The organism is Bacillus sp. AM 13(2015) (genome assembly GCF_001518755.1).
Lineage (GTDB): Bacteria > Bacillota > Bacilli > Bacillales > Bacillaceae > Bacillus > Bacillus safensis.
In genome coordinates this window covers 1-12,008 of record NZ_LKCP01000060.1, presented here as the reverse complement: position 1 = coordinate 12,008, position 12,008 = coordinate 1, and the positions used below count along the sequence as shown (strand labels likewise).

Below are 12,008 nucleotides of genomic sequence, written 5' to 3'. Positions count from 1 at the left end.
AAGGAGTTCATCACATATGAAAAAATACGTTAAAGCTTTATTACCAATGCTTCTCGCTTCATTTTTATTGGCGATTCCTGTGAGTGCGCACGTAACAGTCAAGCCTGATACGTCTGCGACAAATGCTTGGGAGACCTATACATTAAAGGTTCCTTCTGAAAGTGACAGTCCAACGACTAAGGTTGTCGTGACAATTCCTAAAGGCGTAGAATTCCAGCAATATGAGCCTGTACCTGGCTGGAAAACGTCAACTGAAGAGAAAGATGGCAAGGTGACAAGAGTGACTTGGGAGGCAACTGGTAAAGGTGTGCTTGCTGGACAATTTCAGCAATTCGTTTTTGTAGCGAAAAACCCTGAAAAAGCTGGTGAAGCTGCATGGGATGCGTATCAATATTATAAGGATGGAACAGTCGTTGAATGGACTGGCGATAAAGATGCTGATAAACCTCATTCCATCACAAACATTGTGGCATCTAATACCGTAACGGATTCACATGGTCAAGAAAAACCCAAAGAAGAGAAGGCCTCTGAAACAGCCTCTGCTTCTTCCTCACCACTTGTCCTTGGTCTGTCCATTGCTGCTCTAGTCGTGGCACTGATTGCACTGGGACTTGCTTTTAGAAAAAAATAAAAGCTGTATGAGCGATCGTTTTCTTAGAAACGATCGCTTTTTCTTCCTTTACACATTTAAAAATCAATTATTTTCCATTTTCCCAACTTGTTATTACCAATATAGGATTGAATAGGATAAATCCACATGCCATAATGAGACAGATGACCACATAGGAGGCTATGAGATGAACCATGTAATCATTTTTGCTCATCCCCAGCAAAGCTTAAATCAAACCTTATTAGATCTTGTTGTGAGCACTCTATTGAACAATGGTCATAAAGTGACTGTTCGTGATGTCTATGCCCTAGGTTTTTCGCCAGAGCTCACCATTGCAGAAAAGGCTGCGATCAAATGCGGTGATGTCCCGATCGACATTCAAAGAGAGCAGAAGCTGATTCAGCAAGCGGATGTGCTGACGTTTATTTTTCCAATATGGTGGACAGGCTTGCCAGCTATGCTAAAGGGCTATGTAGAGCGCGTCTTTTCTGAGGGCTTTGCTTATCAAAAGAATGAGCATGGAGTGATTGAAAATTTACTTCGGCACAAAAAAGGGGTCATTATCAACACGCACGATGCCCCGAGGAATTTTCTTGATTCCAATATGAGCTTCTCCTCCTCTCATCACATGACAACGGATACAGAAGTCTTTAATCTTATTGGGGTTCAGCCTGTCGAACGGCTTTTGTTCAGCAGTATGGAACAGGCATCTGCAGATTACATACATGAAATTCTGAAAGAAACGAAAGAAACGGTGGACCAGCTTTTCCCGCCGGCTGTATAACATAAAAAAGACTGCTGAGATTCCTCAGACAGTCTTTTTCACGTTTATTCGTCTAAACCAATAGATACATATTTTGTTTCTAAATATGGTTCGATTCCTTCGATTCCGCCTTCTCGCCCTATCCCGCTCTCTTTCATACCGCCGAACGGTGCTTGGACAGCTGATGGACCGCCATCATTCCAGCCAATAATTCCATAATCGAGATGTTCGGAAATGTAGAGCCCGTTCCGATAATTTTCTGTAAAGAAATAAGCTGCAAGGCCAAAAGGTGTATCGTTGGCTAATTCAATTGCCTCGTCTAACGTTTTGAATGTTGTAATCGGCGCCACTGGACCAAAGGTCTCTTCATGCATAATGTTCATTGAAGTGTCCACATGTGTAAGAACCGTTGGCTGGACAAAATAATATGATTTGTCATCGTCGAAATGCGTATCGCCGCCAACAAGAACTTTCGCCCCTTTATCCACTGCATCTTGAATTTGGCCGACAATTTTATCAAAGCCGCGCTTGTTGATAATTGGACCGATAGATGTGCCTTCTTCAAAGCCATTTCCCACTTTCAGCTTTTCTACTTCTTTGCTGAACCTTTGCGCAAATGCTTCATGAATGTCTTCATGCACAATTAAGCGGTTGGCACAGACGCAGGTTTGTCCTGCATTACGGAACTTAGACGCCACTGCTTGTTTGACAGCTAACTCAAGATTTGCGTCCTTGTCTACGATAAGCGGGGCATGGCCGCCAAGCTCCATTGATACATGCTTCACTGTACTCGCACTGTTTTTGATCAAATGCTTTCCGACGGGCGTTGAGCCTGTAAACGTGATTTTTCGAATCAATGGACTATCTGTGAAGATTTCACCCACTTCTTTGCCATCTCCGACAACCCATTGCAATGCATCCTCTGGAATACCAGCTTCATGACCTAATTTTACTAGTTCAATAGCTGTCAGCGGTGTGTCTTCAGCAGGTTTTACAATAAACGTACAGCCTGCTGCAAGCGCTGGGGCTGCCTTTCTCGTAATCATCGCCGCAGGGAAATTCCACGGAGTAATGGCAGCAACAGGACCAACTGGCTGTTTTGTGACGAAAAGGCGTTTACTTGTCGTATGTGATGGGATGGTTCTGCCGTAGATTCGCTTTGCTTCCTCCGCGTACCATTCAATATAACCAGCCGCATAGACGATTTCCCCTAATGCTTCTTGATACGGCTTCCCGTTTTCTTCTGTAATGATTTTCGCAAGCCTTTCTTTATGTTCAATCATCAGATCAAACCACTTGCGAATGATATTGGCACGCTCATGCGCTGACGTTTTGGCCCATGCTTTGAATGCTTTATGTGAGCGGGAAATTGCGTCTTCGATCTGTTCTTTTGTATGCTGAGCAACTGAAGCAATTTCTTCTCCTGTTGCAGGATTATACACTTTGAGTTCGTTTGTCATGCTCTACCGTCTCCTTCGTTCTTGGATTCATTACATATAGTATATACCCAATGAGTACCCAACCTAAAAGCAAAATCCATTCACCTGGCCATGATAAGGAGGCCGGCATTCCTGGAAAGTAAAATGAAAGAAAAAGAAGACTCAGTCCAATGGCTAGAACGCCTGTCGTTCGCCAATATTTAATGCGGTATGGACGCTCAAGCTCGGGTTCTATTTTGCGAAGTCTCATAAAGGCGATGGATACAATTAAGTATCCAACGATGATTCCGACACCGCCCGCATTCACAATCCACACGAGGGCAGGACGGCCTAATAATGGAGCAAAAAAGGCCAATGCCCCAAGAAACAAAATCGCATTTGTCGGTGTTTTATACTTTGGATGAATATACGCAAACCATTTGGAAATCATGCCTCTTTCCGCCATGGCATATAGGATACGGCTTGCCCCGATGATAAAAGCGTTCCAGCTTGTCACAATCCCTGCTACACCGCCAATAACCAACACTGTTCCAAATGCTTGATGACCGAGAAGCTGAACCATGGCATCTGCTGTCGCTAATGAAGAGGCTTCAAGCTGTCCTTTTGACATTCCAGCAGCTACCCCAAAGACAATAAGCAGATAAAAAACGACCGCGCTTACGATAGAAATAATCAAGATTCTCCCAATGATTTTCTTTGGTGCATGAATTTCCGCTGCTACTTGTGGAATGACATCAAACCCAACGAATAAAAAGGGAATCATGACTAATACCGCCATGAGACCACCAGCCCCGCCTTGAAACATAGGCTCAAGGTTTGCAAAATCTCCATTAAATGTTGCGCCGCCTAAAAGGAGAAAACCTGTCAGAATAATCGCCACTGTGAACACGGATTGAAAAATGGCAGCAGGCTTCGCCCCAATGTAATTCAGCGCTGTTAAAAACAATGCACCGCCAGATCCAATCAATACCCACGTGAAATACACGTCCCAGCCCCCTATATTCCATAGAAAGCCAGCATGCTGTGTTGGAATCACATAATCAATGACGGTCGGCAAGGCGACAGCTTCAAACGTAATCACAGACACATAACCAAACAATACGCCCCATGCTGAGACGAACGCTGCTTTCATCCCAAATGCCCGTTGGACAAAGACGAGCCCTCCGCCTGTCTCTGGAATCGCAGACGAAAGCTCAGCATACGTAAGTCCAATAAAGATGACGAGAATACCGCCTATAACGAAAGCAATCACACTGCCTAAAAAGCCCGCTGTTAAAATCCAATCTCCCGAAGTACAACCCAGCCCCAGCCAAGCATTGCACCAATGGACAAAAACAGCACGTCTGACTGCGACATCGTTTTTGCCATTTGTTGTTTTTGCATACAACCATCCCCCTTTGTTGTTTAGCGTGCTTTGAAGGCGTCCTCGATGATCCCTAGTCCTTCGTGAAGCAGCTCATCTGTGATGACAAGTGGTGTTAAAAAGCGAATGATATTCCCATTAATCCCTGCCGTTAAAAGAAGCAGCCCGTGCTCATTTGCATATGCTGCAATCGCTGCGGCTGTTTTCTTATCCGGTGTACGTGTTGTTTGATCTTCTACAATTTCAATGGCCGCCATTGCCCCTAATCGGCGTACTTCCCCAATGAATGGATACGCTGTTCTCCATTCATTGGCTTTGTCCTCAATGACTTGTCCAATGTGTTCAGAACGTTGATTCAATTGTTCAGTTTCAATGATATCAAGAACAGCCATTGCTGCTACACAGCCTAACGGACTTCCTGCATATGTTCCCCCGAGCTCCCCTGGATCTGCCGCATCAAGCATTTCTTTTCTACCAACGACACCACTCAGCGGCAAGCCAGCTGCAAGAGATTTTGACACAGTAATTAAGTCCGGCACCACATCAAAGTGCTCAATCGCAAAGTATTTCCCTGTTCTCGCAAAACCGGTTTGGATTTCATCTGCAACAAAGACAATCCCGTGCTGCTGACAGAATGATGCAACATGCTGAACGAAACGCTTCGATGGCACAATGAATCCGCCCTCCCCTTGGACTGGTTCCATGACCACACAAGCAACGGTTTCTGGTGCAACGGCTGCGACGAAGAATTGATTGAATTGATCAATGATGTACTCATCGTACGCGGCATCACTTAATCCTTCAGGCTTTTGATAGTAATAAGGGTACGGTGCTTGGTACACCTCAGATGCGAATGGTCCGAAGCCAAATTTATATGGCTTGACCTTGCTCGTCATGCTCATTGTCATATTCGTTCTGCCGTGAAAACCTCTTGTAAACGACACAACGGCCTGTCTTTTCGTATATTTACGGGCTATTTTCACGGCATTTTCAACAGCTTCTGCACCTGAATTAAGGAAAATGGCTTTCTTATCATGGTCTCCTGGTGTGAGGCGGCAAAGCTTCTCTGCCAATTCGATATACGATTCGTACATCATCACGTTAAAACCTGGATGAATCAGGCTCTCTGCCTGTGCTTTGACCGCTTCCACCACCTTTGGATGTGAATGTCCTACGTTTAATGTGCCAATGGCGCCTGCAAAATCGATAAATCGCTTCCCATCAATATCGAACAGCTCGGCTCCTTTCCCCTTCGCTGCAAGATGACGGTTGCCATTACTCACGCCTCTTGCGACGTATTGATCTCTTTTCCCCTGCCATTCTTCAGTTGAAAAACGGTTTGTTGTCGTTTGACTCATTGTCATCCATCCCCTTTATATCCTTTTTTATTATTCTGAATATTTTTTGGTATGATAGAAAGTACCAATATCATTTTTTTCATGGTACCAGAGAGGATGGAATGGTGAGATGCTGACAATTCAACTAGATCAAACAGGGCAAAACGGATATATTTATCATCAAATTTATATGAAAATCAAAGAAGAAATCTTAAATCGCAACTTGCAGCCACACGATCAATTACCGTCCAAACGAGAGTTAGCCGATACATTAAACGTCAGCGTTAATTCAGTGAATGGCGCCTATCAGCAGCTGCTTGCCGAGGGGTATTTATACTCGGTTGAGCGCAAAGGTTTTTTCGTGGAGTCACTAGAAACGTTTCATGAATCTGGTCAGCTAAAACCCTCTTCTCTTCCTGTAGATTTAAAGGAAGAACCGATTGCACGAGACGACTGGTATTCTTTTTCACATATCTCCGTCGATACAGCGAACTTCCCATTTAAAAGCTGGCTAAAAAGCGAACAAAAGGCGATCCATCTCCACCAAGATGCCTTCGGTGAGCTTCCGCATCCACAAGGTGTGTATGAGCTCAGGGAAACGATTGCCCGGCTGATCGGACTTGCGAGAGGAGTCAAATGCTATCCAGAACAGCTCATTTTAAGTGCAGGCACACAGTCACTGATCCATTCGTTATCAAGCATTCTTCCAGCCGATCAAGTATACGGGCTAGAAAACCCTGGCTACCGCCGGCTGTATCAAATGCTGAAAAACAATCATCATCAAATTGAAACGATTGGCATTGATCAAAAAGGTGTGCGGATGAACGACATTTATAAGAAACAGCCGAATGTATTGATCATCACCCCTTCACATCAATTTCCAACAGGGGTGATTATGCCGATTTCCCGGCGCATTCAGCTGTTAAACTGGGCAGCTGATCAGCCAGATCGTTATATCATTGAGGATGATTATGACAGTGAATTTAAATATGGCACAGACAGCATTCCAGCGCTGCAAAGTCTCGATCGATATGACAAAGTCATTTATATGGGCACCTTTTCAAAATCATTGCTGCCCGGCTTGCGGCTAAGCTATATGGTGCTGCCTCAGCATTTATTAAGACGATATAAGGAGGAACAGCATTTTTTCATTCAAACTGCTAATCTTTTTACACAATACACCCTTCTTCATTTTATAAAAGATGGGGCGTATCAACGGCATATTAAACGCATGAATGGTTTATATGAGGAAAAACGGAAGCAGCTCATTGAAGAGCTCAATATGGTTTTTGCTGACAATGTGCGGATTATTGGAGAAAATGCCGGGCTTCATTTTATCGCAGAGTTCCGCTCAAATCGGACGCAGCATGAGATTTTACAGCGAGCGAAAGAAAGGAAGCTGAAAATGTACGGTATGGATCGGTTTACCCTTGATGAGCAATTGCCGGGGCATCAGCCAGGCTTTGTTCCGCTAGTCCTCGGCTTCTCACATATGAGGCGAGAGGATATTCAGCCGGCAGTGAAAAGGCTGTATGATGCCATTTTCGGGAAATAAAACAGCCAGCTGCTCTTTATAGACAGCTGGCTTACCACCGCTTTTTATCTACAGCTAGAATCGATGACATGAGTCCAGGAAAAGCGGTCTCGATGTCTTCTTTTCTTAAAGAATAGTAACGGTGCTTCCCGTCAATTCTCACTTTCACGACGCCTGCCTCCCTCAGCACTTTGAAGTGATGGGAAAGCGTGGATTTGGCAATATTCATCTCATACGTGCCGCATGTCCTCTCCCCCGCTTCTGCCAAGCAGCGGACAATTTCTAACCGGATTGGATCAGCCAATGCGTGCAGCACAGAAATCAGTCTCATATCTTCTTTGTTTGGATGGTTTGGATTCGTCATACGATAAATGTATCGTATTTTGTGCCAACATACAATCTCATTCACCTAAAACTCATGAACTGACTAGGCATGTAACGATTTAACTTCATTCACGTCCATTACTTAAGAGACGCTGTATTGAAGGGAAGGAACCTTTTTTGATACGTAACATATGGTTTAGTTTATTGCTCTTGCTGCTCACGTTTTCCTTATGCGCCTGCCAGTCAGTCCAATATCATTCCCAGTCAAAACCACCTAGTGCGGAAGAGTTATTAGCTATGGATCAGCAGGCAGATTTATTTCAATGGGAAGGAACCGTGTATGAAACAAATGTAGATTGGACGACATCCTTACACGTCACAAAACATCAGCAAGTAGGTGTCATTCAGAAAACAGCCGCCAAAAATTTTGAACATGGTACAGCTTCTAGGCTGCAAAAAGGGACCGCTATTTACTCTGTGAAGGAGAGAGAAGACCTTTTGGTCGTTGAACTTCACGGCAAAACAAAAATATATGTCGCACATGCGGAAGGGTAAAGTACCTGTCATACAGACGGGTATTTTTTAAGTTCATTTTCTTGTCTTAAGGCATTGGTTTTGTTATGATAGCCAAAGTGACCACTCGGTTTCCATTGTGACCATATGGTTTTGCCGATTCGGAAAGGACTTAAGAAGATGAACGAAAAGCAAGAAGAGATTTTGCGGGTTTCGAAGAAATTGTTTTCTCAAAAAGGCTATATGAGTGTCTCCATGCAGTCAATTGCCGATGCCTGTAAAATATCCAAAGCGTCTATTTATAAACTGTTTGATTCAAAGGAAGCTCTTCTATTAGAACTGATTAAATACAATCAGCGCAAAATGAGAGAGATTTCCCGCATCATTCATTCAGAAACGACGCTGTCCAAAAAGGAAAAATTCACAAAGAAGATCAAGCTTGAGCTTGAAGAGTTTAAAGAGAATCATAAATTTTTGAACATGCTGTCCTTTGAAGCTTTTTCTCAGCATTCGCCCATTGTCATTAAGCATTTACGTGAAACACGCTCCATTATCATGCAGCGGCACAGAGACATTATTTTAAGTACGTATGGTGAATCTGTCGCTCCATATGTCTGGGATTTAGTGATTGTTCTCAATGGATTAATGAGAGAATTCATCTTAATGCTGGCGATTGAGCAAAAAAACATCCAATTAGAAATTGCTGCCGAAATGATCATCGGTGTAATGGATCGTGTATCGAAAAAGCCTTGTTCCATTGAACCTGTGTTAACAGACGAGCTGATGAACTCTTATTTGCTTTCCTCACAGGACGAATATGACGAAGAAAAACTTGTCAATTCGTACTTAACAAAGATCAAACAAGAGCTTCACTCATGGCCAAACGGAGAAGAAAAAGATGATCTCCTCTCTGCGTATGAGCTGCTCAATCAGGAATTATCAAAGGACCAACCGAGAACCTTTTTAATCAGCTCACTGCTCGATTATTTAGGCAAAAACAGCGTTTTATCACAAAACGTGTCACAGCTGAAAAGCATCATTTTATAGATAAAGAAGGGATAACATGAACCAATCAACAACATCTTACAATCGATCTGTGATTGTTGGGATTTTTCTCGTTGGGGCATTCGTCGCGATATTAAACCAAACGCTTCTTATTCCAGCGATCCCACATATCATGGAGGACTTCAATATTGAGGTCAGCAAAGGACAGTGGCTTACAACAGCCTTTATGCTGACAAACGGGATTCTCATCCCGATAACGGCTTTCTTAATTGAGAAATTTTCGAGCCGTTCTTTAGTTTTAACGGCACTTAGCATCTTTACAGCCGGTACAATTCTTGCTTCATTTGCAACGAATTTCCCGGTGTTACTTGCAGCGCGTATCGTACAGGCAGCCGGCGCAGGGATTTTAATGCCGCTGATGCAAACGATCTTTTTAACCATTTTCCCGAAAGAAAAACGCGGACAGGCAATGGGCATGGTCGGACTTGTCATTTCGTTCGCACCAGCGCTTGGACCAACACTTGGCGGCTGGATTGTCGATTCCTTCAGCTGGAAGGCTCTGTTTTATATTGTTCTGCCAATCGGTATCATTGATCTCATTCTTGCTTTCTTCTTAATGAAAAATGTGACGCAGCAAAGAGAGACACGTATTGATGTGTTATCTGTCATCTTGTCGTCCTTCGGTTTCGGCGGGCTGCTTTACGGATTTTCTAGTGTCGGCACATATGGATGGACGAGTGCAACTGTTCTCATTTCGCTGATTGTCGGCGCCGTGAGCTTGTTCTTCTTTATCCTGCGCCAGTCGAACTTAACAAGACCGATGCTTGAGTTTGGCGTATTTAAATTTGCGATCTTTAGCTTAACAACTTTCCTCGGGATGCTTGTCTTTGCTTTATTGATTGGTACAGAGACGATTCTGCCGCTTTATACGCAGAATGTCAGAGGGCTGTCTGCACTTGATACAGGGCTGATCTTATTGCCGGGTGCTCTCTTCATGGGACTCCTGTCACCGATTATTGGACGGATTTTTGATAAAGTCGGCGGAAGAGGGCTGGCATTAGGCGGATTTACGATCCTCACCGTTACCACCCTGCCATTTATGCTGCTCACCCTTGATTCATCGATCGCTCTCATTACGGTCGCCTATACGCTTCGCTTAATCGGGGTTGGGATGATCATGATGCCGCTGACAACGGCAGGTATTAACGCATTACCGCCTCATTTGATCCCGCATGGGACAGCGATGAATAACACGATGAGACAAGTAGGCGGTTCCATTGGAACGGCTGTGCTTGTTTCCATCATGAGCAGCTCTGCTGCAAATGCAGAATTGGCCAATCCATTAAAATCAGCCGTTCATGGAATGAATACGTCATTTTTCATTTCTGGTCTGATTGCAGTCATTGGACTCATCCTCTCCTTTTTCTTAAAGGCAAAACGTGATAACAAAGTGATGAAGCAGGAGATATCTTCCTCCTCCTCTTCTTCATAAGAAAAAGAGCTCGGCTTATGGCCGGCTCTTTTTTCATATCATCATACAGCACCGTCCTCTCTGTAAATACATTTGTATTTCTAGAAAAGAAAAACCTTGATAATTTAAAGAAAAGAGTTGATAATAGGAACTATTCAATTTGTGAGAAAATTTTTACTATAGGAGATGTATGCATTGAAGGTCGTGAAATTTGGTGGCAGTTCACTTGCATCTGGCAAGCAGCTGCAAAAGGTATTTGACATTGTAACAGCAGATCCAGCTCGAAAAGCAGTCGTTGTTTCCGCACCAGGAAAACGGCATTCAACGGATACGAAGGTCACCGATCTATTAATTAGCTGTGGTGAACAATATTTACGTTTAGGCGAAGCACATGATTTAAAGGAAGCCGTCATCGAGAGATATGCCTCAATAGCGGATGAACTCGGATTAGGTCAAGACATTATCGATACCATCAGGCAAGATCTCGACACATTATTACAGGCTGATTCATCCCGCCCTGAGTGCTATCTTGATGCCATTAAAGCAAGCGGTGAAGACAATAACGCTAAGCTCATTGCTGCCTATTTCCGCCACCAGGGTGTTGAAGCTCATTATGTGAATCCAAAGGAAGCTGGTTTGTTTGTGAGCGATGAGCCTGGCCAAGCGCAAGTCCTGCCGGAGTCATATGATCATTTGTACAAATTAAGAGAGCGCTCTGGCATTATTATATTCCCTGGCTTTTTTGGCTTTAGCCTAACAGGAGACATCGTCACCTTTTCGCGAAGTGGCTCCGATATTACCGGCTCCATTTTGGCAAACGGTCTAAAGGCAGATGTGTATGAAAACTTTACAGATGTGGATGCTGTCTATGCTGTCAATCCAACGATCGTTCATGAACCGAAAGAGATTACAGAGCTGACATACCGGGAAATGCGCGAGCTGTCTTATGCTGGTTTTTCTGTGTTCCATGATGAAGCACTTATTCCGGCCTTCCGTGCAGGCATTCCAGTTCAGATTAAAAACACCAATAACCCGTCGGCAAAGGGTACAAAAATCGTGAATCAGCGGGACCATACAAATGGACCTGTTGTTGGAATCGCTTCAGACAATGGATTTTGCAGTATTTACATTAGTAAATATTTGATGAACAGAGAAGTCGGTTTTGGACGTAAGGTGCTGCAAACACTAGAGGAATATGGGCTTACGTATGAGCATGTTCCTTCTGGCATTGACGATATGACCATTATTTTACGGCAGGATCAGCTGGAGGAGCAGCATATTGAAGAAGAGCTGCTAGACCGCTTAAAGCTCGTGCTTGATGCAGATGAGGTCGTTTTAGAGCGGAATCTCTCGCTGATTATGGTTGTAGGAGAAGCGATGCGTCATAATGTTGGCACAACAGCAAGAGCGGCAAAAGCGCTGTCAAAAGCGAAGGTCAATATTGAAATGATCAATCAAGGTTCTTCAGAGGTCAGCATGATGTTTGGCGTCAAAGCGGCTCAAGAAAAAGAAGCTGTTCAAGCCTTATATGAGGAATTTTTCTCTATGTCTACTGTCCCTGTCTCCCTTTAATCAGCAGGCTGCCAGATCTTAAGATCTGGCAGTCTTTTTCCTCTCACCGATTCGAGTTCTCTGCGCATTAAAGTGTA

At 43.8% G+C, this 12,008-nt stretch carries 10 protein-coding genes and 1 pseudogene; 7 read left to right on the top strand and 4 right to left on the bottom strand.

Annotated features, from left to right (window positions below; all coding sequences use genetic code 11):
- Positions 1 to 16: 16 nt before the first annotated feature.
- Both AOQ70_RS09760 and AOQ70_RS09755 read left to right on the top strand, forming a co-directional pair.
- Complete coding sequence (locus tag AOQ70_RS09760) at positions 17 to 631, top strand: YcnI family copper-binding membrane protein (protein WP_041089100.1); 615 nt, start codon at positions 17 to 19, stop codon at positions 629 to 631.
- Between the two features lie 166 nt (positions 632 to 797).
- On the top strand, positions 798 to 1,394 hold the full coding sequence (locus tag AOQ70_RS09755; protein ID WP_039176546.1) for an NAD(P)H-dependent oxidoreductase: 597 nt from the start codon (positions 798 to 800) through the stop codon (positions 1,392 to 1,394).
- A gap of 44 nt (positions 1,395 to 1,438) precedes the next feature.
- Here the strand turns inward: AOQ70_RS09755 and AOQ70_RS09750 are convergent, their stop codons facing one another.
- The 3 genes and pseudogenes from AOQ70_RS09750 to gabT form a co-directional block, all read right to left on the bottom strand.
- Positions 1,439 to 2,833 (bottom strand): NAD-dependent succinate-semialdehyde dehydrogenase, encoded by a 1,395-nt coding sequence (locus AOQ70_RS09750; protein WP_059375994.1) that lies wholly within the window; start codon positions 2,831 to 2,833, stop codon positions 1,439 to 1,441.
- Positions 2,808 to 4,195, bottom strand: a pseudogene (locus tag AOQ70_RS09745) (APC family permease). The gene AOQ70_RS09750 and the pseudogene AOQ70_RS09745 overlap by 26 nt, the downstream one beginning before the upstream one ends.
- A gap of 21 nt (positions 4,196 to 4,216) precedes the next feature.
- Positions 4,217 to 5,533 carry a 4-aminobutyrate--2-oxoglutarate transaminase gene (gene gabT, locus AOQ70_RS09740; RefSeq protein ID WP_059375992.1) on the bottom strand — a complete coding sequence of 439 codons (1,317 nt, stop codon included), beginning with the start codon at positions 5,531 to 5,533 and terminating at the stop codon, positions 4,217 to 4,219.
- 109 nt (positions 5,534 to 5,642) lie between these two features.
- On the opposite strand from gabT, the gene gabR reads away from it, so the two are divergent.
- Positions 5,643 to 7,067 carry a MocR-like transcriptional regulator GabR gene (gene gabR, locus AOQ70_RS09735; protein WP_059375990.1) on the top strand — a complete coding sequence of 475 codons (1,425 nt, stop codon included), beginning with the start codon at positions 5,643 to 5,645 and terminating at the stop codon, positions 7,065 to 7,067.
- A 31-nt stretch (positions 7,068 to 7,098) separates the two neighbouring features.
- Here gabR and AOQ70_RS09730 read toward each other — a convergent pair whose 3' ends face one another.
- Positions 7,099 to 7,410 (bottom strand): ArsR/SmtB family transcription factor, encoded by a 312-nt coding sequence (locus tag AOQ70_RS09730; RefSeq protein WP_039182979.1) that lies wholly within the window; start codon positions 7,408 to 7,410, stop codon positions 7,099 to 7,101.
- A gap of 137 nt (positions 7,411 to 7,547) precedes the next feature.
- Here AOQ70_RS09730 and AOQ70_RS09725 point away from each other — a divergent pair, with 137 nt between their 5' ends.
- From AOQ70_RS09725 to AOQ70_RS09710, 4 genes are all read left to right on the top strand, one after another.
- Complete coding sequence (locus AOQ70_RS09725) at positions 7,548 to 7,925, top strand: hypothetical protein (protein ID WP_039176531.1); 378 nt, start codon at positions 7,548 to 7,550, stop codon at positions 7,923 to 7,925.
- A 138-nt stretch (positions 7,926 to 8,063) separates the two neighbouring features.
- Entirely contained in the window at positions 8,064 to 8,930 is an 867-nt protein-coding gene (locus tag AOQ70_RS09720; protein WP_228285979.1) for a TetR/AcrR family transcriptional regulator, read from the top strand.
- Between the two features lie 16 nt (positions 8,931 to 8,946).
- Positions 8,947 to 10,380 carry an MDR family MFS transporter gene (locus AOQ70_RS09715; RefSeq protein ID WP_059375987.1) on the top strand — a complete coding sequence of 478 codons (1,434 nt, stop codon included), beginning with the start codon at positions 8,947 to 8,949 and terminating at the stop codon, positions 10,378 to 10,380.
- A gap of 174 nt (positions 10,381 to 10,554) precedes the next feature.
- Complete coding sequence (locus tag AOQ70_RS09710; RefSeq protein WP_059375985.1) at positions 10,555 to 11,931, top strand: aspartate kinase; 1,377 nt, start codon at positions 10,555 to 10,557, stop codon at positions 11,929 to 11,931.
- The last annotated feature ends 77 nt before the right edge of the window (positions 11,932 to 12,008 follow it).